Raw genomic sequence first — 24,202 nt, 5'->3', positions numbered from 1 at the left:
GCGGACGCGCAGTCCAGCCAAAAAAAGGCCCGACGAGGATGACCGGGTCGGGCCTGCGTACCATACACGACGAACGTTCAACCGGGACGCTTCATCTGGCAGCTGGTGGGGGTGCTGGACACATACGACTCAAAGGTTTTGACAGGTGCCAGGGTCATACCGGTGTTCTCAGGGCTGTAGGGATATTTCTTGTCCGCCTTTTGCCATACCGTCAGGTACAGGGGTTGCTGCAACTGGTGGTCGGTTTTCCGCATTTCCACATCCCCGTTGTAGCTTTTGAACTTCATGCCTTCCAGCACGGCCGCGACCTTGACTGGATCGGTGGACTTGGCTTTGGCCATAGCCTCCCCCAACGCCGTGTAGATATGGATGACCGAGCCAGTATAGAAGTCGTCGTTGAATTTGGCCTTGAAATCGGCGGTCCACTTGTCCATCTGGCCACCCATGTTGTAGTGGCTGTAGGCGATCTGGTAGACGCGCCCTGCCGAATTGCTCCCTAACGCGGTGGGCGTACCACTCACTCCGGTGTAATAGGTGTAGAAGCTGCCGGTGTAACCGCCTTCGTTGGCCGCCTTGACCAACAACGCAAGGTCAGAGCCCCAGTTGCCGGTAATCACGGTGTCGGCACCCGAGGCCTTGATCTTGGCAATGTAGGGCGAAAAGTCGCGTACCTGGGCCAGCGGATGCAGGTCGTCCCCCACAATTTGCACATCGGGACGCTTGCGGGCCAGGGTCTCCTTGGCGTAACGCGATACCTGCTGGCCGTGAGAGTAATTCTGGTTGAGCAGGTAGACCCTCTTCACATCCTTTTTGTCTGCCATGAAGGTTGTCATGGCCTCCATCTTCATGGAGGTGTCGGCATCGAAGCGGAAGTGCCAGTAGTTGCACTTACTGTTGGTGAAATCAGGATCCACGGCCGAATGGTTCAGGAAGATGACTTCCTTGCCGGGGTTGCGCTCATTGTGCTTGGCCACAGCGTCAATCAGCGCGCCAGCCACGGCAGAGCCGTTGCCCTGGGTGATGTAGCGCACGCCTTGGTCCAGCGCGGACTTGAGTGCATTCAGGCTCTCCGTCGGGCTGAGCTTGTTGTCAATGCCAATGATTTCAAATTTGACGCCTGCGGGGTTGCTAGCGCTGAATTTTTCGGCGAAGAACTGAAAGCTCTTGAGCTGGTTGGTACCAACAGGCGCCATCAGCCCAGACAGGGGATCAATCCAGGCAATCTTGACGGTCTCCCCCTTTTGCGCAAGGGCGTTTTGGGCACAGACCAGCAGGGAAGCTGCGGCGACAAATTGGAGTGTGTTCTTCATCGTGTTGTCTCCTGTAAAACTCAAGCCAGCGCAGCGTACATTTGTTTGTGCAGTGCAGCGCAAGGGTTTCCACCAAGAGGTATCACCCATGCGACTGCAGACTCTTTTCAGAGTGAAGGGAGACGGTAGTCCTTGAGCAGTTCGCGCAGCTTGCTCTTCTGCATCTTGCCCGTGCCGCCCAGCGGAATGGCATCCACAAACACCACGTCATCGGGCACTTGCCACTTGGCGGTTTTTCCTTCGTAAAAAGCCAGTAGCTCTTCACGCGAGACCTCACTGCCCGGTTTCTTGACCACAGCAATGATGGGGCGTTCATCCCATTTGGGATGCTTCATGCCGATACATGCCGCCATGGCCACGGCGGGGTGGGCCATGGCGATGTTTTCCACATCAATCGAGCTGATCCACTCGCCACCCGACTTGATCACGTCCTTGCTGCGGTCCGTGATCTGCATGTAGCCGTCGGGGTCGATCGTGGCCACATCGCCAGTAGGGAACCAGCCATCCACCAATGGCGAGCCGCCCTCTCCCTTGAAGTACTCACTGATGATCCAAGGCCCCTTGACCAACAGGTCGCCATAGGCCTTGCCATCCCAGGGCAATTCCTTGCCAGCGTCGTCCACAATCTTCATGTCCACGCCGTAGATACCGCGGCCTTGCTTGAGGCGCACCTTCATCTTGTCTTCGGGCGACAGGGGCAGGTGCTTGTTTTTGAGCGTGCAAACCGTACCCAGAGGCGACATTTCGGTCATGCCCCAGGCGTGCAGCACCTCCACGCCATAGACATCGTTGAATGCCGTGATCATGGCTGGCGGGCAGGCGGAGCCACCAATCACGGTGCGCTTGAGGGTGGAAAACTTCAGGTTTGCCGACTGCATATGGGCCAGCATCATTTGCCACACCGTGGGCACACCGGCCGCAAAGCTGACCTTCTCAGACTCGATCAATTCGAAAATGGACTTGCCATCCATCGCCGGACCGGGGAACACCAGCTTGGCGCCAGTCATGGCGGCAGAGTAAGGCAAACCCCAGGCATTGACGTGAAACATGGGCACCACGGGCAGCACACTGTCACGTGCGCTCATGTTCAGTGCATCGGGCAGCGCGCCCGAGAACGCATGCAGGATGGTGGAGCGGTGGCTGTAGAGCGCCGCCTTGGGGTTGCCGGTGGTGCCACTGGTGTAGCACATGCTCGATGCCGAGTTCTCGTCAAACTCGGGCCAGGTGTATTGCTCGGGTTGCTTGCCCATCCAGGCTTCGTAGCTTTGCAAACCGGGGATGCCTGTGTCGGCAGGCAGCTTGTCGGCGTCGCACAAGGCGATCCAGTGCTTCACCGTGGTGCAGCGGCTGTATACGGCCTTGATGATGGGCAAAAAGGTCATGTCGAAGCACAGCACCTGGTCTTCGGCGTGGTTGGCGATCCAGGCAATCTGGTCCGGGTGCAGGCGCGGGTTCAGGGTGTGCAGCACGCGGCCCGACCCGCTCACGCCAAAGTACAGCTCCAGGTGGCGGTAGCCGTTCCAGGCCAGCGTGGCCACGCGGTCGCTGAAGGCCAGGTTCAGTCCATCCAGTGCATGGGCCACCTTGCGGGCACGCACTGCAATCTCCTTGTAGGTCGTTCGGTGGATGTCTCCCTCCACACGTCGCGAGACCACTTCGCCCTCGCCGTGGTGGCGCTCCGCAAAATCGATCAGGGTAGAAATCAGCAGCTGCTGGCTTTGCATCAAACCTAACATGGGTCACCTCTGGAATTATTCGAATATTCGCCACGCGCCACGACGGTTGTCGCCAACGCGTCGCCGCATGGTAATCCCAGCAAGCCCCTGAAAAAGGCCTGCATTAGTCATATGCGGGACAATTCAGCCATGCCTAATTCGTCACATCAGGGTGACCCGCTGGATGTGGGACTGCCCTGGGTCAATCGCTTTGCCACACTGGGTGATGACTTTTACGCCACCCTCTCCCCTACCCCTTTGCCCGCCCCTTACTGGGTGGGCCGCAGCATGAGTGCTGCGCAGGCTTGGGGGCTAGATCCTCAGTGGCTACAGGCAGACGACGCCCTGCAGGTGTTCACGGGCAACCGTCCGCTAGCCGGCGGCCTGTCGCTGGCCAGCGTTTACAGCGGCCACCAGTTCGGCCAATGGGCAGGTCAACTGGGCGATGGCCGCGCGATTCTGTTGGGCGAGACACCGGGTTGGGAAGTCCAGCTCAAAGGCGCCGGGCTGACGCCGTTTTCCCGCATGGGCGACGGGCGCGCCGTTCTGCGCAGCAGCATCCGCGAATTTTTGGGCAGCGAGGCGATGCACGGCCTGGGCATCCCGACCTCTCGGGCACTCTGCGTCACGGGTTCTGACGCGCCGGTGCGCCGCGAAGAAATCGAGACTGCCGCTGTGGTGACGCGGCTGGCGCCCAGCTTCATCCGGTTTGGCCACTTCGAACACTTCTGCCACCACGGACACCACGACCAACTCAAGGCGCTGGCCGACTTTGTCATTGACCACCACTATCCCGCCTGCCGCACCGATGCGCGCTGGGGTGGCAACCCTTACGTATCGCTGCTGGCCGCAGTGACCGAGCGCACGGCCGAAATGGTGGCGCAGTGGCAGGCTGTGGGCTTTTGCCACGGGGTGATGAACACCGACAACATGAGCATCCTGGGGCTGACGATAGACTACGGCCCCTTCCAGTTCATGGACGCCTACGACCCCGGCCACATCTGCAACCACTCCGACCACCAGGGCCGCTACGCCTTCTACAAGCAACCCAATGTGGCGTACTGGAACCTGTTTTGTCTGGGCCAGGCGCTGATGCCGCTGATAGCTGCGCAGGAAGACGCCATCGCGGCGCTGGAGACCTACAAAGACCTCTACCCGCGCGCCTTCGCCCGGCGCATGGCTGCCAAGCTCGGTTTTGCCGACCTGCAGGAGGCGCACCGCCCCCTGATCGAAGACATCCTGAAGCTGCTGGCCGCCGACAAGGTGGACTTCACGATCTTCTGGCGCCGCCTGAGCCACTGGGCGCGTGCGCAGCGTGCGGACGACGATTCGGTACGCGACCTGTTCCTCGATCGGGCCGGGTTCGATGCCTGGCTGCTATCCTATTCGGAGCTGCTAGCGCAGGTACCACAAGGGCTAGCGGCCGATTTGATGCTAAAAATCAACCCCAGATACGTGCTGCGGAACCACTTGGGCGAAGAAGCCATCCAAGCCGCCAAGCAGAAAGATTTCACCGTGGTGGCCGAATTGCTGCAAGTTTTGGAGCGCCCGTTCGACGAACATCCCGAGCATGCCGCCTGGGCGGATTTTCCGCCGGACTGGGCATCTCACATCGCCATCAGCTGTAGTTCATAAGGATGCCCATGACCTTTCCTATTCAAAAAACCGATGCCGAATGGCAAGCCGTGCTGGCCGAAAAAGGCGCCGAGCCCGTGGCCTTTCAGGTCACCCGCCACGCAGCCACTGAGCGCCCCTTCTCCGGCAAGTACGAGCGCCAGTGGGCCGACGGCAGTTACCACTGCATTTGCTGCGGCAACACACTGTTCAGCTCCGACACCAAGTTCGACGCCCACTGCGGCTGGCCCAGCTTCTCGCTGGCGGTGCCGGGCGCCATCACCGAAATCACCGACCGCAGCCACGGCATGGTGCGCGTGGAAACCGTGTGCAGCCAGTGCGGCGCACACCTGGGCCATGTGTTTGACGACGGCCCCACCGAGACCGGGCTGCGCTACTGCATGAACTCGGCCTCGCTACACTTCACGCCTGCATGAAAACCTTTCTCGACTTCTTTCCCATCCTGCTGTTCGTTGGCGCCTACAAGTTTTACGACATCTACGTCGCCACCGCCGTACTGATGGGCGCCACCGTCTTGCAAATGGCGGTGATCTACGCCATGGACCGCAAGCTCCAGATGATGCACAAGATCACGCTGGTGCTGATTCTGGGCTTTGGTGCGATGACGTTGGCGCTGCACGACGACCGCTTCATCAAATGGAAGCCCACAGTGCTGTACACCGCGATGGGCATTGCCCTGGCCGTGGCGGTGTGGGGCCTGAAGAAGAACTTCCTCAAGCTGCTGCTGGGCAGCCAGCTGGAGCTGCCGGACCGCATCTGGCACAAGCTCAATGTGGCCTGGATTGCCTACACCCTCTTCATGGCCGCCATCAATGCCTATGTGGTGCTGTATTTCAGCACCGAGACTTGGGTGAATTTCAAACTCTGGGGCTATGTGTTTCCCCTAGTCTTCATTGTTGGGCAAGGCTTGTACATCTCGCCCTACCTCAAAGGGGATGAGACATCGCAAGACAAACCCGCACCATGAGCAACGCACCCACCGCCGCCCAATTGCAGGTGCGCCTGCAGGAAAAACTGTCCCCCACCCGCCTGGAGGTGCTGGACGAAAGCCACCAGCACGCGGGCCATGCTGGCGCCAATGGCAGCGGCTTTGGTACCCATTTTCGGGTGCGTATCGCTTCACCTTTGTTTACAAGTCTGAGCCGTGTGGCGCGGCATCGCCTTGTGTATGATGCGCTGCAAGATTTCATTGATCAGGGCCTGCACGCCCTGGCCATTGAGGCCGAAGACTCGCCCTCTGGCAGCACCACTTCCCATTGATACAAGCATCCCTGAAGGAACCGGTATGAAGAAGCACATTTTGTCCGCCCTGGCCGCCGCTGCGCTGTTGAGCGCTGCCTCGGCCTCCATGGCCCAGAACATCGCCATCGTGAACGGCAAAGCCGTTCCCAAGTCCCGCGTGGATGCCTTGGCTGAGCAAGTAAAGCGCTCCGGCCGTCCTGTGACACCGGAAATGCAAGGTCAGCTGAAGGAAGAGATCATTGCCCGCGAAATCTTCGTGCAGGAAGCCCAGGCCCGCGGCTTGGATGCTACCGACGACTACAAAAACCAACTGGAGCTGACTCGCCAGTCCATCCTGATCCGCGAATTGTTCAACGACTACCAGAAGAAGAACCCCGTCACTGACGAGGAAATCAAGGCTGAGTACGACAAGTTCGCCGCTGCCAATGCGGGCAAGGAATACCGCGCACGCCACATCCTGGTGGAAAAAGAAGACCAGGCCAAAGCCATCATTGCCCGCCTGAAAAAGGGTGCCAAGTTTGAAGACATTGCCAAGAAAGAATCCAAGGATCCCGGCTCTGGTGCCAACGGCGGCGATCTGGATTGGGCCAATCCCAGCAACTACGTGAAAGAGTTCTCCGACGCGCTGCTGGCCCTGGCCAAGGGCAAGACCACTGACACCCCGGTGAAGTCCCAGTTTGGCTACCACATCATTCGCCTGGAAGACATCCGCGAAACCCAGTTGCCCAAGCTGGACGATGTGAAACCCCAGATTGCCCAACAGCTGCAGCAGCAAAAAATGGGCAAGTTCCAGGAAGACCTGCGCGCCAAGGCTAAGGTGGAATAAATCTACGGTCTTTCTGCAAAGCAGTACATTCCAAGCGCGGCTCCGGCCGCGCTTTTTCTTTGCCCGTCATTTTTTCATGAGCCGCAAGCCCGACCTCAGCCACCCGGACGACCAGCAGCTGGTGCGCCAGCACAGCCCGCTGGTCGGAAAAATTGCGCGCTCTATGGCACAGGGGATGCCGCCCAATGTGCTGACGGATGATCTGGTGCAAGACGGCATGCTGGGTCTCATCGATGCGATCATCCGCACCACACGCAAGACATCGGGTGCCGAGTTTGAACACTACTTGGCCCAGCGCGCCCGTGGTGCCATGCTGGATGGCCTGCGTGCATTGGACCCTGCGACCCGCCTGATGCGCCGCCGCATGCGTGAGGTAGAACACGCCTTGCAGCGCCTGAGCCACCAACTGGGCCGCCCTCCAGCCGAAGGTGAGGTGGCGCTGGCCATGGAGATTCCGCTGGAAGACTACCGCCAGCTCTTGCAACAAGCCCATGGCTATTGGCTGGTGTCGCTGGACGACCTGGCCGGCAACGTGGACTTGCACGGCTACCTGGACCAGTGTGCAGGCAGCGACGCCGATCCATTGGTCATGCTGGAGCGCTCGGTATTTCGCAAGGCGCTGGCCAACAGCCTGGGCACACTCACTGTGCAGATGCAAGAGGTGCTGAATCTGTATTACGCCGAGGGCTACAAGATGCACCAGATCGGCAGCCAGATGGGCTTGAGCGAATCCCGTGTGTCACAGCTCCATACCAGCGCCATTGCCGGTTTGCGTGCACAGTTGCTGGACGCAGAACAGCACCAACAACTGCTGCGACCACGCCGCGTGGCGCGTTAGGTCCAGAGCCAGAGTAGACCCAACAACACCGGCTGGTGCAGCATGTAGTAGCTCAGGCTCCAGGTGCCCAGAAAGGCTACTGGGCGCACGGCTGGCGGCGGAATCCAGGCCGGCGCGAGGGGACGACGGCGCAACCACCACTGGGTGGCTGCCACGCCCCACCACATCACACCAAGCCATGGAACCAGGGGAACATAGTCCTCGGTCAGCGGCTTGGTGTTGATCAGGCCCAACCAGTTGAGCCACTTTTCATTAAAAAATAGTGGCATAACCCCCGTATCCATTGCGTAAGCAGCTATATATTTCATAGCAATCGCCAACCCGCCAAGCCACCACAGCCAACGGCCCCAACGCACCGTCAAGCGCGCAATCAACAGCATGACTGCCATACCGTGCAGCACACCAAAATAGATATAACTTTTGGGGAACATGAGCGAAGAAGCCGCCGTCACCAGCAGCGCACACCCGGCAATCTGGCCCCAGCGCTGCCAGAAGCGACGCCAGGACTGATCCTGCGCGCTCGCCAGCGCCTGCCCGGCACCAGCACACAGCAAAAACATGCTGAGGATGGCGGTGCGTTGCCAGGTCCAGACCGGATCTTGGTAAAAGTCTTGCCGGATCAGGCCAGCACTCGTCAGGTCAAAACAGAAATGGTAGACCGTCATCCACAGCAAAGCCACGCCTCGCAGCACATCCACACCGGCATGGCGCATCGGTTTCATGCCGCCCGCCGGTATTGGGTGGCGCCCCAGAGGCTCAGGGACAAGCCGAAGCTGGCGCACATCAGCACGCACACGGCCAAGCCCACGCCACCCAGAACGCTGATGGCCAACGCAAAACCGGGCGGGCCCAAGGTGGCGCCCAGGTTGCCCATCTGGGCCACCGCACCGTTAGCCCGCGCTTGCTGCGCCGGCTCCTCGTTCAAATAGGGGATCAATGCAAACGAACCACCGCCGGACAAGCCTGCTGCAAACATCAGTACCAACGCCACCGGAGCCACCCACCAACCGAGCCACAGCCCCAGGGCCCAGGCCAACCCGCTCAGGCCCACCGCCACAAAGGCCCAGCGCGCCAAGCGCAGGGGTGACAGCCAGTACTGCGCAATCCAACCCGCGCAAAATGTACCTGCCACCCCGGTGAGCGGCAGTGCCGCGGCCAGCCAAGCCCGGTCAGCCCCACCCTGCTGGGGCAAAAAAGTCAGCAACGCCACCGCCATACCGGTGTAGCCCAAAAAGCACAGGCCGGGCAGTGCCGTGGTCCAGCGCGTGTAGATATGCACATGCTGGCGCAACAAGGCGTAGGCATGCAGGGAGGATGGCCCTGCGTGCGGGCCGCGCTGGCGCCGCACATCGGCCGGCAACAGCAACAGCACCGCCACGGCGACCACCGCCAGAGCGAGTGCGTGGACCTGAAACAGCGCTGCCAGACCGGCGCTGGCGATAAAAGGCAGACCGAAGGCCCCCGTGATGGCAAAGGCCACCCCGACAAAGGTGCTCCACAGGCCCATGGCAATCGCGCGGTGCTGCGGTGCGGCGCTGGCTGCCATCAGCGTAGGTGCAGCGACCACCACCGCCAAGTGCGAAGCCCCTTCCAGAACGCGGCTCCCCCAAAACCAGGGCAAAGGCAAGAGAAACGATTGGGCGAAAGCCAGCAGTGCTCCCAAGCCCAGGCCGCCCACGAGCAGACGCCGGTATCCAATGCGGGGAGCGAGCAGCCCCATGGTCACGCCCAGCAACAAGCCCACCATACCTACCGTAGACAGGACCCACCCCATGCTGGCAGCGCTTGCGGCGTAGTGGCGCTGTAGCTCGACAAAGGCCACAGCAATCTTGGCGAACTGCATGGCGGCCAGAATGCCGCTGAACCAGAGCACGGCCACGCGGGGCCAATGGGTAAAGGAGACGGGAGAGGGAGCTTGGGCCATGGGAAGCGCCGCAGTGTACCGCCTAGGTCGGCGGGCTGGGATAATCGCGCCCATGTCTTTGCAAGATTTCCAACTCGAACTTTTGGCCCCCGCGCGTACGGCCGATATTGGCATTGAAGCCGTCAACCACGGGGCCGATGCCGTCTACATTGGCGGCCCGGGCTTTGGGGCACGGTCGAGTGCCGACAACAGCGTGGCCGATATTGCGCGCTTGGTGCAGCACGCGCACCGATTCAACAGCCGCATCTTCGTCACCATGAACACCATCCTGCGGGACGATGAACTGGAGCCCGCCCGCCAGCAGGCCTGGCAGCTCTATGAAGCCGGGGTGGACGCGCTCATCGTGCAGGACATGGGGCTGCTCGCCATCGACATGCCGCCCTTGCAGCTGCACGCCAGCACCCAAACTGATATCCGCACGCCCGAGAAAGCCCGCTTTCTGCAGGACGTGGGCCTGAGCCAGATCGTGTTGGCGAGGGAGCTCACCGCCAAGCAGATTGCGGCCATCCGCGCCGCGACCGATCCGGAAAAATGCACGCTGGAGTTCTTTATCCACGGCGCGCTGTGCGTGGCCTACAGCGGGCAGTGCTACATCAGCGCCGCGCACACCGGGCGCAGCGCCAACCGCGGCGAATGCAGCCAGGCCTGCCGCCTGCCCTACCAGGTGGTGGACGACAAGGGCCGCTTTGTGGCGCATGACAAGCATGTGCTGTCCATGAAGGACAACAACCAGAGCGAGAACCTGGCCGCCCTGGTGGACGCGGGTATCCGCAGCTTCAAGATCGAGGGCCGCTACAAGGACATGGGCTATGTGAAGAACATCACCGCCCACTACCGCAAGTTGCTGGACCGCCTGATCGAAGATCGCCAGGATTCTGACCAGCCCCTGGCGCGCAGCAGCAGCGGCACGACCACTTTCACCTTCGAGCCCGACCCCAACCAAAACTTCAACCGCGAATTCACCGACTACTTCGTACAGGGACGGCAGATCGACATTGGCGCCTTCGACAGCCCCAAGAACCCCGGCCAGGCCATTGGCTGGGTGAGCAAGGTGAACGCGGACAGTGTGGAACTCGAACTGAGCGACCGCAGCAAGGCGCTCAGCAATGGTGATGGTCTCTGCTACTACGACTTGCAGAAGGAACTGGTGGGCCTGGCCATCAACCGGGCCGAGGCCATCAGCGCGGCCAAAGGCCTCTGGCGCGTCTTCCCCAAAGACCCGATTGCAGGGCTGAAAGACCTGCGCAAGGGCGTGGAGGTGAACCGCAACCGCGATGTGAACTGGACCCGCGTGCTTGAAAAGAAAAGCAGTGACCGGCGCATTGGCGTTTGGGCTGTGTTGGCCGAAATAGCCGATGGCATTGCACTGACGCTGACCGACGAAGATGGCTTTGCTGCCACCGCCCGCACCACCCTGCCCCGTGAGCTAGCCAAGGATGCATCCACCGCAATGGACACCTTGCAGGCCAATGTCAGCAAGATGGGCGCCACTATCTTCGCTGCGCTGGATGTGCAAGTGCAGTTCAGCCAACCCTGGTTTGTACCGGCCTCGGTGCTGAACCCGCTACGCCGCGAAGCCGTGGAGGCACTGGAGCGTGCCCGCGCCACCGGCTTCCAGCGTCTACTGCCCGCCACGCCGGTGGAGCCGCCCGTCGCCTACCCGGAAGACACGCTGAGCTACCTGGCCAATGTATTCAACCAGGCGGCGCACGGCTTTTATGCCAAACATGGCGTCAAGGTGATTGCCCCGGCGTATGAGGCGATCGAAGAAATGGGCGAAGTCAGCCTGATGATCACCAAGCACTGCGTTCGCTTTTCGTTGAGCCTCTGCCCCAAGCAGGCGAAAGGTGTGACCGGAGTTCAGGGGCAGGTGAAAGCCGAGCCGCTGCAGCTGATCAACGGCAAAGAAAAACTCACCCTGCGCTTTGATTGCAAACCCTGCGAAATGCATGTGGTGGGCAAGATGAAAACCAGCGTGGCCAACCAGAGCCGCAAAGAGCTGCTGGAGGCCGCACAAGGCGTGCCCATGACGTTTCACAAATCCCGACCCAAGCAAGAGTTCGGGCATTGAAGGATCAGGAACTGTCTTCGCGGTCTGGCGGGGCTTGCAACAGCTGCCAGGCAAAACGCAGGCCCAAGGCTGCGTTGCCGATGGCAAAAACTGCCACCAACAACGCTGCCACGGGCACCAGGGCCCGGTTTTGCACAATCCAGACGAGTGCCGTGGACAGCGCATTGAGCGCCAGCATGAGCCAGAACGCAGGTTTGCGTGGCTGGAACAAGCGGCGCAGGTAGATCACGCGACCTCAGTGATGAACTGGTCGCGGGGGCGGCGCACCTTCTTCAGGTTTTGCAGCCAGTCGCCCTCATCCGCACGGTAGCCCAGGGGCAAAATTGCCACACTGCGCAGGCCACGGGCGCGCAAGTCCAAGATCTCGTCCAAGGCTTTGGGGTCGAAACCTTCCATGGGCGTGGCGTCCACCTGTTCCTCGGCGGCCGCAATCAGCGCAGTGCCCAAGCCGATGTAGGCCTGGCGTGCGGTGTGCTGGTAGTTCACTTCCGCATCGCGCTGGGGGTACATGCCCAACAGCATCTGGCGGTAGTTTTCCCAACCTTCGTTCTTGAAGCCACGTTCTTCGTTCACCAGATCAAACATGGTGTTGATGCGCTCAGCGGTGTAGTTGTCCCAAGCGGCAAACACCAACAGGTGGGAGGCATCGGTAATTTGTTCCTGGTTCCAGGCGATGGGTTTGATCTTCTCGCGCACTTCTTTGTTGGTCACCACAAACACTTCAAAAGGCTGCAAGCCGCTGGAGGTAGCAGTCAGGCGAATGGCTTCCAGAATGCGGTCCAGCTTTTCCTGGGGTACCACTTTGCTGGGGTTGAACTTCTTGGTGGCGTAGCGCCATTGCAGTTTGCTGATCAGATCGGACATAGTGCGTCACACATATTGGTTGCTAAGGGAACAGAGTTTGGGGGACTTTGCCCAAATGCAAGCCCGGGCACCTCAATTCACTGAGCAAACGCCCCCACTTTCCCCTGCGCCCAGCCCGAATCTCAAAAAAGTGCTACCACTCTGCCTAGCGGAGGATCCACCGGCCGATTAGCACGCCTCACAGGCCCTAGCCCACCCAGCGGCGCGCGTTGTGCCAGAGCTGCATCCAGGGGCTGAACTCGCTCTTGTCCAAGCTGGTCCAACTCATCTGCACGTTGCGGAACACGCGTTCCGGGTGCGGCATCATGGCCGTGAAGCGGCCGTCGGCCGTGGTCACCGCCGTCAAGCCGCCGGGGCTGCCGTTGGGGTTGAATGGGTACGCTTCGGTGGGCGCACCGCTGTTGTCCACAAAACGCATGGCGGCAATGGCTTTGTCCGCGTTGCCACGGTACTTGAAGTTGGCATAGCCCTCACCATGCGCCACGGCAATCGGCAGGCGCATGCCGGCCAAGTCCTTGAAGAACAGGCTGGGCGACTCCAGTACCTCCACCAGCGAGAGGCGCGCCTCGAAGCGCTCGCTCTGGTTGGTGGTGAAGCGCGGCCAATCCTGCGCGCCGGGAATGATGTCGGCCAGCTCGGCAAACATCTGGCAGCCGTTGCAAACGCCCAGGCCAAAGGTGTCCTGGCGAGAGAAGAAGGCCTTGAATTGATCGGACAGGCCGTCGTTGAAGGTGATGCTGCGTGCCCAGCCAATACCTGCCCCCAGGGTGTCTCCATAGCTAAAGCCACCGCAGGCCACCACGCCTTTGAAGTCGGCCAGCTTGGCGCGGCCGCTCTGCAGGTCGGTCATGTGCACGTCAAAAGCCTCAAAGCCCGCTTCGGTGAAGGCGTAGGCCATTTCCACATGCGAGTTGACGCCCTGCTCGCGCAGCACGGCCACCTTGGGGCGGTTCTTGAGAATCGCCGGCGCTACGTCTTTAGTAGCTGCTTGCGCAGATTTCACGAGGTCCAGAGCACGATTTGGCAGATAAACATGCAGGCCAGTGTCACCATCGGCACCGGTAGCAGCGTGTTCCGCATCGGCGCACGCGGGGTTGTCGCGCTGCTGGGCAATCTTCCAGCTCACGGCGTCCCAGACCTGGTGCAGATCGGCCAACTTGGCGCTGAAGATGTTCTTGGCATCGCGCCAGACTTGCAGCTCGCCCTTGCCGGCGGCGATGGCATCAGACGCTGGACGTGTCTTGCCAATGAAATGGCTGAATTTCGAGAGTCCATGCTCACGCAGCGTGGCCATCACGTCAGAACGGTCCGCCGTGCGCACTTGCAGCACCACGCCCAGCTCTTCGTTGAACAGGGCCTTGAGCGTCAGCTCATCGCGGCGGGCACCCACCTGCCCTGCCCAATTCTTGCTGTCACCCACGTCCATGCGGCTGTCGCTGATGCCGTCGCCTTCGGTCACCAGCATGTCCACGTTCAGCGCCACGCCAACACGTCCGGCAAAGGCCATTTCCGCTACCGTCGCCAGCAGGCCGCCATCGCCACGGTCATGGTAGGCCAAAACCTGGCCCTTGGCGCGCAATGCGTTCACGGCGTTCACGAGGTTGACCAGATCCTTCGCATCGTCCAGGTCAGGCACGGCATCACCGGTCTGGTTCAGTGTCTGCGCCAGGATGCTGGCGGCCATGCGGTGCTGGCCTTTGCCCAAATCCACCAACACCAGCGTGGTGTCGTCCGTCGCATTGAGTTGTGGGGTCAGCGTGCCGCGCACATCCTGCAGCGTGGCAAATCCGCTCACGATCAAGGACACGGGGGATGTGACCTTCTTGTCTTGGCCTTCTTCCTTCCATTGCGTACGCATGGACAGCGAATCCTTGCCCACGGGGATGGAAATGCCCAGCGCCGGGCACAGCTCCATGCCCACGGCCTTCACCGTGGCGTAGAGCGCGGCATCTTCACCAGGTTCACCGCAGGCCGCCATCCAGTTGGCAGACAGCTTGACGCGCGGTAGCTCAATGGGCGCCGCCAGCAGGTTGGTGATGGCTTCGGCCACGGCCATGCGGCCCGAGGCAGGCGCGTCCAGTGCAGCCAGTGGCGTCCGCTCGCCCATGGACATGGCTTCGCCTGCAAAGCCCTTGAAGTCGGCGAGCGTGACGGCACAGTCCGCCACCGGCACCTGCCATGGGCCCACCATCTGGTCGCGGTGCGTGAGGCCACCCACGGTGCGATCGCCAATGGTGATCAGGAAGCGCTTGGAGGCGACCGTGGGGTGCGCCAGCACGTCGATCACGGCCTTTTGCAGCTCCACGCCATCCAGATCCAGCGGCTTGAATTGGCGGGCGACGGTCTTCACGTCGCGGTGCATCTTGGGTGGCTTGCCCAGAAGCACGTTCATGGGCATGTCCACAGGCGACTCGGCGCCCTCGTCTACCAGCTGCAGCTGGCGTTCTTCGGTCGCGACACCAATCACCGCAAACGGGCAGCGCTCACGCTCACACAGGGCCTGGAACTGCTCCAGCGATTCGGGCGCGATGGCCAGCACATAGCGTTCCTGGCTCTCGTTGCACCAGATTTCCTTGGGTGCCATGCCGGACTCCTCCAGCTTCACGGCACGCAGGTCAAAGCGCGCACCGCGCCCGGCGTCATTGGTCAGCTCAGGGAAAGCGTTGGACAAACCACCTGCGCCTACGTCGTGGATGGCCAAAATCGGATTCTTGTCGCCTTGCACCCAGCACTGGTTGATCACCTCTTGCGCCCGGCGCTCGATCTCGGGATTACCGCGCTGCACCGAGTCAAAGTCCAGCTCGGCCGCGTTGGCACCCGTGGCCATGGAGCTCGCCGCGCTGCCCCCCATGCCGATGCGCATGCCGGGTCCACCCAACTGGATAAGCAAGCTACCTGCAGGGAATTCGATCTTGTGCGTCTGGCCCGCGTCGATAACGCCCAAGCCGCCGGCAATCATGATGGGCTTGTGGTAACCGCGCAGCACGGTGTCTACATCGCTGGCCACGGCCTGCTCGTATTCGCGAAAGTAACCCAGCAGGTTGGGCCGTCCGAATTCGTTGTTGAAGGCTGCGCCGCCCAGCGGGCCTTCCACCATGATTTGCAGCGGGCTGGCAATGTGCTCGGGCTTGCCAAATTCACCGCCCCAGAGTTTGGACACGGTGAAGCCGGTCAGGCCCGCCTTGGGCTTGGAGCCGCGGCCGGTGGCACCTTCGTCGCGGATCTCGCCGCCAGCGCCGGTGGAGGCACCGGGGAAGGGAGAGATGGCAGTCGGGTGGTTGTGGGTCTCCACCTTCATCAGGATGTGATTCGTCTCGCTACGCTTTTCATAGCTGGCTGCGCTTATTTCACGCAGGCCAGATGCCGATTTGGCAACAAAGCGCTCGACCTGCACGCCCTCCATGACGGAGGCGTTGTCCGAGTACGCCACCAGCATGTACTGGGGATGCAGCTGGTGCGTGTTGCGGATCATGCCGAACATGCTCTTGTCCTGCGCCACACCGTCAATCGTGAACTGGGCGTTGAAAATCTTGTGGCGGCAGTGCTCGCTGTTGGCTTGGGCGAACATCATCAGCTCCACGTCCGTGGGGTTGCGGCCCAGGGTGGTGAAGGCGTTGACCAGGTAGTCAATTTCGTCGGCCGCCAGGGCCAGGCCAAACTGGGTGTTGGCCTTGACCAGCGCATCCTTGCCGCCACCCAACACGTCCACATGGTCCATGGGCGCGGGCTGCAGCGCGTTGAACAGCTCCCGGGCCTGGGCGCGGTCCAGCATGGCGCTTTCGGTCATGCGGTCGTGCAGTAGGCCAGCAATTTTTTGCAGTTCGTCGGCGCTCAACGCGGACTTGGACAGCAGGCCACTCTTGAGCGTCAGGCGGTATTCCACCAGGCGCTCAATGCGCTTGACGGCAAAGCCGCAGTTGTGAGCGATATCGGTGGCCTTGGAAGCCCAGGGGCTCACCGTGCCAAAACGGGGGCTGACCACGATGGCTGGGCCGTCGGTGGGGCCGGTATATGGGTCGCCATAGGTCAGCAGCGCGGCCAGTTTGTCGGCCAGAGGCTTGTCCAGCGCGGTTTCAGTAGCCACCAAATGGACAAAACGGGCCGAAATGCCCGAAATTTTGTCGTGAATGCCCTGCAATTGCGGCAAAAGCTGTTGAACGCGGAAGTTGCTCAGGGCGTTGCCGCCTTCGAAAGAGGTCAGATGCAGGGTCACGATGGTGGCCTAGGAAAGATGAAGCGTTGCCCGAGGGGCTGGATGGGTGAGCGGCGATTTTAACTGGCTGTGCGGCGTGCTTCGGCGCGACAGAAGCGCCTTCTTGGGGGCACAATTTGCCGCGGGCGGCAGCCCGCACCACAAACCGGAGAATTGCCCGTGGCGCTTTTCAATAAATTTCGCAGTCTTTTCCAGGCGCCGCCCGCGGCAGCTTTGCCCATCGTTGACCCCACCGGACAACTGCCCGAGCGGCGGGTGCGCCCGCGGCTCAATGCACGGCCCGATTTACGCATCGTGGTGATTGACGACTCTGCCACTGTGTGCGCGGCGCTGCGCAAGATTTTGCAGAGTATTGGCCTGAATGTGCGTATTGCCGGCGATGCCGAAAACGGCCTGGCCATGGTGATGGCCGATCCACCGGACCTGATTTTTCTGGACATCGTGCTGCCGCAGATGAATGGCTTCTCGGCCCTGCGGGTGCTGCGCCGCAACGCCCTGACCCGCGCCATCCCCGTCATCATGATCAGCGGCAACGAGCAGGCCACCGAGCAGTTTTTTGGCAGCGCCATAGGGGCGGACGACTTCATGAAAAAGCCCTTCTCCCGATTGGAGGTCTTCGAGCGCATCGAACGCCTGCTCGATGAGCAGCACGTGCCGCGCCGCAAAACCCCCATGACCATGCCGGCCCCCTTGTCGACCTGAGCCCGGGAGGCTCCGCAGACCGGGGCCTAGCAGCCAGGCTCAAAGATTGGCTTGGGGCGCTTTTCTCTGCAGTGCAACCAGTTCACGCACCATGTGCTCCCCCGCCAAGCGCAACTTGTCCTGCATGGGGGCCAGCAGGGATGGCAGGGCCGCCATCACCCCTTGCATGATGTGCGGCATCTTGGTCACCATGGATTTGCCCACCGGGCTTTGGTAGAAGGTGATCATTCCGTCAACTTCTTCCTGGGTTAGGTGCTGGCCATAGAGCTGCAAGTGCAAAGGTTTGATGCGGTCCATCGTCAAGGTTTCGTTCACGATTTGCGTCGCAGTGAGCAGGTAGGCGTCGAGCACTTTTTGCTCTTCCGCGCTGGGCCTGCGGCCCTTCAGCGCCTGGTCCATATTGGCTTTCATGGCCCCCTGGACCTGCGGTTTGATGCCATCCATGATTTTTTCGGCCTGCACCAGGTCCAGCAAGAGCTCAATGGACTCGGGTGTTGGCGGAGCCGCATGGGCCATCCAAGAACAGACCGTCAGCAATGACGCCACAAATATACGTTTCACGATGTTCTCCCTGAAAAAATGGAATGCTCGCGGCAAAGTACCACAGGACAAGCCCTGCGCATGCGAGCCCGGGTCGCGTCTGGGATAATCCTGCCCCATGACTATCACCTACAAAGACGCTGACGGTATTGCAGGCATGCGTATCGCCGGCCGGCTGGCCTCCGAAGTCCTCGACTACCTGACCCCCTTCGTCAAACCCGGCGTGACCACCAACGAACTGGACAAGCTGGCGCACGATTACATCACCCAGGTGCAAGGCGCCATTCCCGCCCCGCTCAATTACACCGGCGGTGGCAATGTGCCCTACCCCAAATCCATCTGCACCTCGGTCAACCACCAGGTCTGCCACGGCATCCCCAACGACAAGCAGCTCAAGAAAGGCGATATCGTCAATATCGACGTCACCGTCATCAAGGATGGCTGGCATGGCGACACCAGCCGCATGTTCATGGTGGGCGAAGTCTCTATTGCCGCCAAGCGCCTGTGCGCCATCACCTACGACGCCATGTGGCACGGTATCAAGATGGTCAAGCCCGGCATCCACCTCGGTGACATTGGCTACGCGATCCAGAAATTTGCCGAGGGACAGGGTTTCAGCGTGGTGCGCGAGTTCTGTGGCCACGGCATCGGCCGCATCTTCCACGAAGAACCGCAGGTGCTGCACTACGGCCGCCCCGGCACACTCGAAAAGCTGGTCGAAGGCATGACCTTCACCATTGAACCCATGATCAATGCGGGTGGCAAAGACATCAAAGACGGCCCCGAGAAAGACGGCTGGAGCATCGTGACCAAGGACCGCTCGCTCTCCGCCCAATGGGAACACACCGTGCTGGTGACGCCCACCGGCTACGAGGTGCTGACGCTGTCCAGTGGCAGCCCTGCCACCCCCGCTTTTGTGACGGCCTGAGCTCCCCGTCTCCATGACTGAGCTGCATGCCCTGCGCGCCGAGTACCGCGCGCACAAAGCGCAGTTGCTGCAAACCATTGCAGCGCCCCAATCCACCGGCCGTGCCGTGCGCAAGGTGCTGCAGCGTATGGCCCAGCTCACCGACAGCGTGCTGATGCGCCTGTGGCTGCAGGCAGGTCTTGGGGAGCCTTTTGCCCTGCTGGCGGTAGGCGGCTTTGGCCGTGGCGAGCTGTTCCCGCACTCCGATGTGGACGTGCTGGTGCTGTTGCCCGACGGCCAATCGCCTGAATTCGACCCCGAACTGCAGAAGAAAATTGAAGCTTTCATCGGCAGCTGCTGGGACGTAGGCCTGGAAATTGGCTCCAGCGTACGCACCCTGGCTGACTGCCTGGCCGAGGCCGACAAGGACGTGACGGTGCAAACCGCGCTGCTGGAATGCCGCCTGATCATCGGCAACCAAGCGCTTGTAGCCCAGTTCCAGCAGGCATTCTTCGCAGCCATGGACCCCAAAGCCTTTTTTGTGGCCAAGACGCTGGAGCTGCGCCAGCGCCATACCAAGTTTGAAGATACGCCCTATTCGCTGGAGCCCAATTGCAAGGAATCGCCCGGTGGACTGCGCGACTTGCAGGTCATTTTGTGGGTGGCCAAGGCGGCGGGCTATGGCAACGACTGGGCGGCACTGGCCGCCAGCGGCCTGGCCACTGACTTTGAGGTCAAACAGATCCAGCGCAACGAAACCCTGCTGCTGTTGATCCGCGCTCGCCTGCACCTGATTGCCAACCGCCGTGAAGACCGTCTGATTTTTGACATGCAAACGGCGGTGGCTGAGTCTTTTGGCTACAAAAACACCAGCGCCACAGAGGGCCAGACCAAAACATTGGTGCGCGCCAGTGAAGCCCTGATGAAACGCTACTACTGGGCCGCCAAGGCGGTGACCCAGCTGAACCAGATTTTGTTGTTGAACATCGAGGAGCGGCTCAACCCCTCCACCCATGCGCCACGTCGCATCAACGACCGGTTCAACGACAAGGCGGGCATGATCGACGTGGCCAGTGACGACCTGTACCGCCGCAACCCGCACGCCATTCTGGAGACCTTTCTGGTCTACCAGACCACGGTCGGCGTCAAGGGTCTGTCGGCCCGCACGCTGCGCGCGCTCTACAACGCTCGCGACCTGATGGATGGCAAGTTCCGCAGCGATCCGGTCAACCGCGCCACCTTCCTGCAAATCATGCAGGCGCCCGAGGGCATCACGCATGCCATGCGCCTGATGAACCAGACTTCGGTGCTGGGCCGCTACCTCTGGGTGTTCCGCAAAATTGTGGGCCAGATGCAGCACGACCTGTTCCATGTCTACACCGTCGACCAGCACATCCTGATGGTGCTGCGCAATGCGCGGCGCTTCTTCATGGGCGAGCATGCGCACGAGTACCCGTTTTGCTCACAACTCGCCTCGGGCTGGGACAAGCCATGGATCTTGTATGTGGCCGCCCTGTTCCACGACATTGCCAAGGGCCGCGGTGGCGACCACTCCGATCTGGGCAAGGTGGAAGTGCGCCGTTTCTGCAAGCAACATAGCATTCCCTCGGAAGATGCCAAACTGATCGAATTTTTGGTTGGCGAGCACCTGACCATGAGTCGCATCGCCCAGAAGTCCGACCTGTCCGACCCCGAGGTGATTGCCGACTTTGCCCATCGGGTCGGCAACGAGCGTTACCTGACTGCGCTCTACCTGCTCACCGTGGCGGACATCCGCGGCACCAGCCCCAAAGTCTGGAACGCCTGGAAAGGCAAACTACTCGAAGACCTCTACAAGTACACCGCCCGTGCCCTGGGCGGCCGCGCGCCCGACGCGGACGCCGAGGTGGAATTGCGCAAGCGCGAGGCGCTGGTGATGGTGGCGCTCTACGCCATGCCGTTTGAAGCGCACAAGCCGCTGTGGGACACGCTGGACGTGAGCTACTTCATGCGGCACGATGCGGCCGACATTGCCTGGCACACCAAGCAGCTGTCGCGCCATGTGGGGACCGACCAGCCCATCGTGCGGGCCCGCCGTTCTCCAGTGGGCGAAGGCTTGCAGGTGCTGGTGTACACCCAGGACCAGCCCGACCTCTTTGCCCGCATCTGCGGCTACTTTGACCAGGGCGGCTTCAGCATTCTGGACGCTCGCATCCACACCACGCACAAGGGGTACGCGCTGGACACCTTCCAGATCGTAACTATGGCCGACATGGACGAGCACTACCGCGAGATGACCAGCCTGCTGGAAACCGGCCTCGCGCAGGCCATTGCCGAGGCCGGGCCCTTGCCCGCGCCCAGCCGAGGCCGTGTGTCACGCCGCGTCAAGAGCTTCCCCATCGCACCACGCGTATCGCTCAAGCCTGACGAAAAAGCGCAGCGCTGGCTGCTCAACATTTCGGCCAGCGACCGCCTGGGCCTGCTCTACAGCATCGCTCGCGTGCTGGCGCGCCACAACATCGTGGTGCAGCTGGCCAAGGTGGCCACGCTGGGCGAGCGGGTGGAAGACACCTTCTTGATCCACGGCTCCCAGCTACAACACAACCGCGCACAAATCGATATCGAAACCGAGCTGCTGGACGCCCTCAAAGCCTAGGCACGCCGGCTGCGCCATAGACACAGGCGCGTTGGCGTCCACCGTGTTTGGCGGCATACAAGGCCTTGTCGGCTTGGGCAATAAATTCTGCTGCGCCTCCGTCCTGTACCCAGGGCCAAGTCACGATACCGATGCTCACCGTCACCTGGGGCGCGGTGAGCGAGTGTTCATGGCCAATCGCCAGTGCGGCCAGCGCTTTCATCAACTTGTCCGCCATGGCGGCAGCACCCGCTGCGTCGGTGTCCGGCAGCAGCAGGCCAAATTCTTCGCCCCCCAGGCGGGCGGGCAAATCCTGCTGGCGACAGCTGGCCCGTAACAGTGCGCCCAGCTGGCGCAACACGTCATCCCCAGCGGGGTGGCCATAGTGGTCGTTGTAGAGCTTGAAGTGGTCCACATCCAGCATCAGCAAGGAGAGCGGCTCACTGTGCCGCCCCAGCCGTACCAGTTCGTGGGCCAAGCGTTCGTCAAATTGGCGGCGATTGGCAATGCCGGTCAGTGCATCGGTGCTGGACAGCGCCTCCAAGGCCCCCACTTGCTCATGCAACACCGCCAGCAAGCTATTGATGCCTTGGGTCAGTGCCCCAATCTCATCAGGCCGGTCGTAGGCCAGCGTCTGCTCCCAGCGCCGTGTGGCGCTGATGTCGGCAACCGCCCCGCGCAGGCGACCAATCGGCCGCACCAGCCACCAATGCACAGTCATCAACAACACAAGCCCTGTGGCCAGTGCCACCACCGCGAGCTGCAACAGCACATTCACCATGACACGCTGCCCCTGCTCCATCAAGTCACGATGCAGGCGGATGCGCACCCACGATAGCGGGTGCTCATTCAAATCCAGCAACAAATACTGCATGGCCATGCTGTCTTTGGAAAACTCTGCATACAACTCGCTCTTGGGCAAGTATTGAAAGGCAGGCAGTTGCCACATCAGCACGCCCTGCTCCGGTGTGGCTGGGTGGTTGGCACCCAGTTGCTCAAGCGTGAAGGTAACCCCGGCAAACTGGGCCATGCTCTTCAAGGCACGGGCATCCAGTTCCCGTGCCATCACGACGGTACCCACGGTCGGTCCCTTGCCATTGCTCTGCACAATGCCCGTCCAGCACACCGCACTCAGGGCGTAGGCCACCCGCGCCAGCCCGCATTCGGTACCGCCCGCCTGCACCGGAAAACGGGCCCAGCGATGCTGCAAAGGCGCCAGCAGGTCTTGCGCCTGCGCTTGTGCGCCGCCACTGAAATCACGCGCACCAAAACCCGCCACGCGGCCTTGCAAATCTACCAACAGGATGGCGTGCAAGCTGGAGCTCTGCATCGATTCGTTGCCCAGGTTGCTGCGTGCGAACGCCGGATCGCGGCGCTGCATGTGCTGGTACAGCTCGTCCCAGTATGCCCAGTCCCGGTTCAAGTTGCCGACGCTGCCCAGCTGCTGGTCAAACAGGCTGACCACGCGCTCGGCACTTTCTTGGGCAAACCCATGCTCCATGTTGTCGAAGGTGGGCAGCAGGCTGTTGCGCATCAGCAGCAGGCCCAAGCCGCCCATACAGACAAATACAAGAACAAAGACCAACACGATCCGGGAGCCGATCCCCAGACCGGCCATCAGGTGGCGAGTGGGCGGGCGCATGGGGCGAACACACTGTTCTTCATGGAGCCTCAGCTTAGCGCTGAATGTGCTTGTGCGCCAGCCCGGAAAAAACCCGCAATTTCACAGTGTTTTAGTGCCCTAAGCCTTGCTAAGTAAGCGCAAGCAGCTCCTAAATACATAGCAAACAAGGGCTCAATCGTCCTCTGCAGCAGCAATACCAGGGAGCAGCACCTCGGTGTAGCCAAACTTGGTGAAGTCGCGCATGCGCATGGGGTAGAGCTTGCCCCAAAGGTGATCGCACTCGTGCTGCACCACGCGCGCATGGAAGCCCTCCACCGTGCGGTCGATGGCGTCACCGTACTGGTCGAAACCGGTGTAACGGATGCGCGACCAGCGTGGCACCTGGCCGCGCAGACCGGGAACGGACAGACAACCTTCCCAATCGGTTTCCTCTGCCTCGCCCAAGGGGGTTATGACTGGGTTGCACAGCACGGTGGGTGGCACGATGGGACGGTCCGGGTAGCGTGGGTTGCAGTCCTTGGAGCCAAAGATCACGACTTGCAGGTCCACACCGATCTGCGGCGCCGCCAGCCCGGCACCGTTGGCCGCGCGCATGGTGTCCAACAAGTCAGTGATCAGCAGGTGCAGCGCATCACTGTCAAAGTCGGCCACCGGCTGCGCGGTGCGGAGCAGACGCGCGTCCCCCATCTTCAAAATTTCACGAACCGTCATGCGTTGCCTTTCTGTTCACCCGGCACAATCCGGGGCATGTCTGCATCTCCCAGTTCCCCGTCCGCGACCACGCCTCCGGTCCCCTTGCCCCACTGGCTGCAATGGCTGCTGCGCGTGCTGGCGGTGGTGAGTCTGGCGCTGGGCTTTCTGGGCATGTTCCTGCCGGTGCTCCCCACCACGCCCTTCATTTTGCTGGCTGCCTGGGCCGCCACCCGCAGTTCCCCGCGCCTGCTGGCATGGCTGGAGCAGCACCGCCTGTTTGGCCAGATGCTGCGCGACTGGCGCCAGGGTGGCGTGGTGAGCCGCAAGGCTAAATGGGGCGCCACCAGCGTGATGTCGGCCAGCGGTGTGTTTTTGCTATTCACCATGTCCAAACTCTGGGTAGCTGGTTGCGCCATTGCCTGCATGGCCACGGTGCTGGTGTGGCTGTGGCGAAGACCTGAGCGCATGCCGTCTGGGGTCTAAG

At 61.4% G+C, this 24,202-nt stretch carries 21 protein-coding genes; 11 read left to right on the top strand and 10 right to left on the bottom strand.

Annotated elements, in window-relative coordinates; genetic code table 11:
• Window positions 1-77 precede the first annotated feature (77 nt).
• Together CHU94_RS13870 and CHU94_RS13865 are read right to left on the bottom strand one after the other, a co-directional pair.
• The gene (locus tag CHU94_RS13870; protein WP_094480788.1) at window positions 78-1,310 is read right to left on the bottom strand and encodes a branched-chain amino acid ABC transporter substrate-binding protein; all 1,233 of its coding nucleotides are present in this window, start codon (window positions 1,308-1,310) and stop codon (window positions 78-80) included.
• A 107-nt stretch (window positions 1,311-1,417) separates the two neighbouring features.
• On the bottom strand, window positions 1,418-3,046 hold the full coding sequence (locus tag CHU94_RS13865; RefSeq protein WP_094480786.1) for a 3-(methylthio)propionyl-CoA ligase: 1,629 nt from the start codon (window positions 3,044-3,046) through the stop codon (window positions 1,418-1,420).
• Window positions 3,047-3,175: 129 nt separating this feature from the next.
• Between CHU94_RS13865 and CHU94_RS13860 the strand changes: the two genes are divergently transcribed.
• The 6 genes from CHU94_RS13860 (at window position 3,176) to CHU94_RS13835 (ending at window position 7,566) form a co-directional block, all read left to right on the top strand.
• Window positions 3,176-4,660 (top strand): YdiU family protein, encoded by a 1,485-nt coding sequence (locus CHU94_RS13860; RefSeq protein WP_255033953.1) that lies wholly within the window; start codon window positions 3,176-3,178, stop codon window positions 4,658-4,660.
• Between the two features lie 8 nt (window positions 4,661-4,668).
• Complete coding sequence (gene msrB / locus CHU94_RS13855; RefSeq protein ID WP_094481112.1) at window positions 4,669-5,076, top strand: peptide-methionine (R)-S-oxide reductase MsrB; 408 nt, start codon at window positions 4,669-4,671, stop codon at window positions 5,074-5,076.
• On the top strand, window positions 5,073-5,627 hold the full coding sequence (locus CHU94_RS13850; RefSeq protein ID WP_094480782.1) for a septation protein A: 555 nt from the start codon (window positions 5,073-5,075) through the stop codon (window positions 5,625-5,627). The genes msrB and CHU94_RS13850 overlap by 4 nt, the downstream gene beginning before the upstream one ends.
• A complete protein-coding gene (locus CHU94_RS13845) occupies window positions 5,624-5,920 on the top strand; it encodes a BolA family transcriptional regulator (RefSeq protein WP_094480780.1) in 297 nt (98 codons plus the stop codon). The genes CHU94_RS13850 and CHU94_RS13845 overlap by 4 nt, the downstream gene beginning before the upstream one ends.
• A gap of 25 nt (window positions 5,921-5,945) precedes the next feature.
• Window positions 5,946-6,728 carry a peptidylprolyl isomerase gene (locus tag CHU94_RS13840; protein ID WP_094480778.1) on the top strand — a complete coding sequence of 261 codons (783 nt, stop codon included), beginning with the start codon at window positions 5,946-5,948 and terminating at the stop codon, window positions 6,726-6,728.
• A 76-nt stretch (window positions 6,729-6,804) separates the two neighbouring features.
• Window positions 6,805-7,566: a FliA/WhiG family RNA polymerase sigma factor gene (locus CHU94_RS13835; RefSeq protein ID WP_094480776.1), complete on the top strand. Its 762-nt coding sequence runs from the start codon at window positions 6,805-6,807 to the stop codon at window positions 7,564-7,566.
• Here CHU94_RS13835 and CHU94_RS13830 read toward each other — a convergent pair.
• The gene (locus CHU94_RS13830) at window positions 7,563-8,288 is read right to left on the bottom strand and encodes a DUF1624 domain-containing protein (protein WP_094480774.1); all 726 of its coding nucleotides are present in this window, start codon (window positions 8,286-8,288) and stop codon (window positions 7,563-7,565) included. The genes CHU94_RS13835 and CHU94_RS13830 overlap by 4 nt on opposite strands.
• On the bottom strand, window positions 8,285-9,490 hold the full coding sequence (locus CHU94_RS13825) for an MFS transporter (RefSeq protein WP_176452029.1): 1,206 nt from the start codon (window positions 9,488-9,490) through the stop codon (window positions 8,285-8,287). The genes CHU94_RS13830 and CHU94_RS13825 overlap by 4 nt, the downstream gene beginning before the upstream one ends.
• A 52-nt stretch (window positions 9,491-9,542) precedes the next feature.
• Between CHU94_RS13825 and CHU94_RS13820 the strand changes: the two genes are divergently transcribed.
• Complete coding sequence (locus CHU94_RS13820; RefSeq protein ID WP_094480772.1) at window positions 9,543-11,561, top strand: U32 family peptidase; 2,019 nt, start codon at window positions 9,543-9,545, stop codon at window positions 11,559-11,561.
• A gap of 4 nt (window positions 11,562-11,565) precedes the next feature.
• Here the strand turns inward: CHU94_RS13820 and CHU94_RS13815 are convergent, their stop codons facing one another.
• From CHU94_RS13815 to purL, 3 genes are all read right to left on the bottom strand, one after another.
• Window positions 11,566-11,790: a hypothetical protein gene (locus CHU94_RS13815; RefSeq protein ID WP_255033952.1), complete on the bottom strand. Its 225-nt coding sequence runs from the start codon at window positions 11,788-11,790 to the stop codon at window positions 11,566-11,568.
• Entirely contained in the window at window positions 11,787-12,425 is a 639-nt protein-coding gene (locus CHU94_RS13810; protein WP_094480770.1) for an NAD(P)H-dependent oxidoreductase, read from the bottom strand. Before CHU94_RS13810 ends, CHU94_RS13815 begins: the two co-directional genes overlap by 4 nt.
• Before the next feature lie 187 nt (window positions 12,426-12,612).
• Complete coding sequence (gene purL, locus CHU94_RS13805; protein WP_094480768.1) at window positions 12,613-16,638, bottom strand: phosphoribosylformylglycinamidine synthase; 4,026 nt, start codon at window positions 16,636-16,638, stop codon at window positions 12,613-12,615.
• A 159-nt stretch (window positions 16,639-16,797) separates the two neighbouring features.
• On the opposite strand from purL, the gene CHU94_RS13800 reads away from it, so the two are divergent.
• Window positions 16,798-17,340 (top strand): PleD family two-component system response regulator, encoded by a 543-nt coding sequence (locus CHU94_RS13800; RefSeq protein WP_094481106.1) that lies wholly within the window; start codon window positions 16,798-16,800, stop codon window positions 17,338-17,340.
• Between the two features lie 39 nt (window positions 17,341-17,379).
• On the opposite strand, the gene CHU94_RS13795 is transcribed toward CHU94_RS13800, so the two are convergent.
• Window positions 17,380-17,901, bottom strand: coding sequence for a DUF2059 domain-containing protein (locus CHU94_RS13795; protein WP_176452028.1), 522 nt, complete (start codon window positions 17,899-17,901; stop codon window positions 17,380-17,382).
• 97 nt (window positions 17,902-17,998) lie between these two features.
• On the opposite strand from CHU94_RS13795, the gene map reads away from it, so the two are divergent.
• Window positions 17,999-18,808, top strand: coding sequence for a type I methionyl aminopeptidase (map, locus tag CHU94_RS13790; RefSeq protein ID WP_094480764.1), 810 nt, complete (start codon window positions 17,999-18,001; stop codon window positions 18,806-18,808).
• 13 nt (window positions 18,809-18,821) lie between these two features.
• Window positions 18,822-21,422 (top strand): [protein-PII] uridylyltransferase, encoded by a 2,601-nt coding sequence (locus CHU94_RS13785; RefSeq protein ID WP_094480762.1) that lies wholly within the window; start codon window positions 18,822-18,824, stop codon window positions 21,420-21,422.
• Here the strand turns inward: CHU94_RS13785 and CHU94_RS13780 are convergent.
• Together CHU94_RS13780 and def are read right to left on the bottom strand one after the other, a co-directional pair.
• Window positions 21,412-23,043: a diguanylate cyclase gene (locus CHU94_RS13780; RefSeq protein WP_094480760.1), complete on the bottom strand. Its 1,632-nt coding sequence runs from the start codon at window positions 23,041-23,043 to the stop codon at window positions 21,412-21,414. The genes CHU94_RS13785 and CHU94_RS13780 overlap by 11 nt on opposite strands.
• Window positions 23,044-23,196: 153 nt before the next feature.
• Window positions 23,197-23,736: a peptide deformylase gene (gene def / locus CHU94_RS13775; RefSeq protein ID WP_094480758.1), complete on the bottom strand. Its 540-nt coding sequence runs from the start codon at window positions 23,734-23,736 to the stop codon at window positions 23,197-23,199.
• Between the two features lie 36 nt (window positions 23,737-23,772).
• On the opposite strand from def, the gene CHU94_RS13770 reads away from it, so the two are divergent.
• The gene (locus CHU94_RS13770) at window positions 23,773-24,201 is read left to right on the top strand and encodes a YbaN family protein (RefSeq protein WP_094480756.1); all 429 of its coding nucleotides are present in this window, start codon (window positions 23,773-23,775) and stop codon (window positions 24,199-24,201) included.
• The last annotated feature ends 1 nt before the right edge of the window (window position 24,202 follow it).

This window comes from Rhodoferax sp. TH121 (assembly GCF_002251855.1).
Taxonomy (GTDB): domain Bacteria; phylum Pseudomonadota; class Gammaproteobacteria; order Burkholderiales; family Burkholderiaceae_C; genus Allorhodoferax.
The sequence above is the reverse complement of the archived record's forward strand: the minus strand, read 5'-3'. Positions and strand labels throughout refer to the sequence as shown.

What these genes read in the sequence shown, in the direction of transcription:
- CHU94_RS13810 (WP_094480770.1), bottom strand. Translation starts at nt 12,425, where the DNA reads ATGTCCGATCTGATCAGCAAACTGCAATGGCGCTACGCCACCAAGAAG.
- CHU94_RS13865 (WP_094480786.1), bottom strand. Translation starts at nt 3,046, where the DNA reads ATGTTAGGTTTGATGCAAAGCCAGCAGCTGCTGATTTCTACCCTGATC.
- CHU94_RS13820 (WP_094480772.1), top strand. Translation starts at nt 9,543, where the DNA reads ATGTCTTTGCAAGATTTCCAACTCGAACTTTTGGCCCCCGCGCGTACG.
- CHU94_RS13835 (WP_094480776.1), top strand. Translation starts at nt 6,805, where the DNA reads ATGAGCCGCAAGCCCGACCTCAGCCACCCGGACGACCAGCAGCTGGTG.
- CHU94_RS13845 (WP_094480780.1), top strand. Translation starts at nt 5,624, where the DNA reads ATGAGCAACGCACCCACCGCCGCCCAATTGCAGGTGCGCCTGCAGGAA.
- def (WP_094480758.1), bottom strand. Translation starts at nt 23,736, where the DNA reads ATGACGGTTCGTGAAATTTTGAAGATGGGGGACGCGCGTCTGCTCCGC.
- CHU94_RS13860 (WP_255033953.1), top strand. Translation starts at nt 3,176, where the DNA reads ATGCCTAATTCGTCACATCAGGGTGACCCGCTGGATGTGGGACTGCCC.
- CHU94_RS13780 (WP_094480760.1), bottom strand. Translation starts at nt 23,043, where the DNA reads ATGCGCCCGCCCACTCGCCACCTGATGGCCGGTCTGGGGATCGGCTCC.
- CHU94_RS13850 (WP_094480782.1), top strand. Translation starts at nt 5,073, where the DNA reads ATGAAAACCTTTCTCGACTTCTTTCCCATCCTGCTGTTCGTTGGCGCC.
- map (WP_094480764.1), top strand. Translation starts at nt 17,999, where the DNA reads ATGACTATCACCTACAAAGACGCTGACGGTATTGCAGGCATGCGTATC.
- CHU94_RS13830 (WP_094480774.1), bottom strand. Translation starts at nt 8,288, where the DNA reads ATGAAACCGATGCGCCATGCCGGTGTGGATGTGCTGCGAGGCGTGGCT.
- CHU94_RS13840 (WP_094480778.1), top strand. Translation starts at nt 5,946, where the DNA reads ATGAAGAAGCACATTTTGTCCGCCCTGGCCGCCGCTGCGCTGTTGAGC.
- CHU94_RS13870 (WP_094480788.1), bottom strand. Translation starts at nt 1,310, where the DNA reads ATGAAGAACACACTCCAATTTGTCGCCGCAGCTTCCCTGCTGGTCTGT.
- CHU94_RS13825 (WP_176452029.1), bottom strand. Translation starts at nt 9,490, where the DNA reads ATGGCCCAAGCTCCCTCTCCCGTCTCCTTTACCCATTGGCCCCGCGTG.
- CHU94_RS13770 (WP_094480756.1), top strand. Translation starts at nt 23,773, where the DNA reads ATGTCTGCATCTCCCAGTTCCCCGTCCGCGACCACGCCTCCGGTCCCC.
- msrB (WP_094481112.1), top strand. Translation starts at nt 4,669, where the DNA reads ATGACCTTTCCTATTCAAAAAACCGATGCCGAATGGCAAGCCGTGCTG.
- CHU94_RS13785 (WP_094480762.1), top strand. Translation starts at nt 18,822, where the DNA reads ATGACTGAGCTGCATGCCCTGCGCGCCGAGTACCGCGCGCACAAAGCG.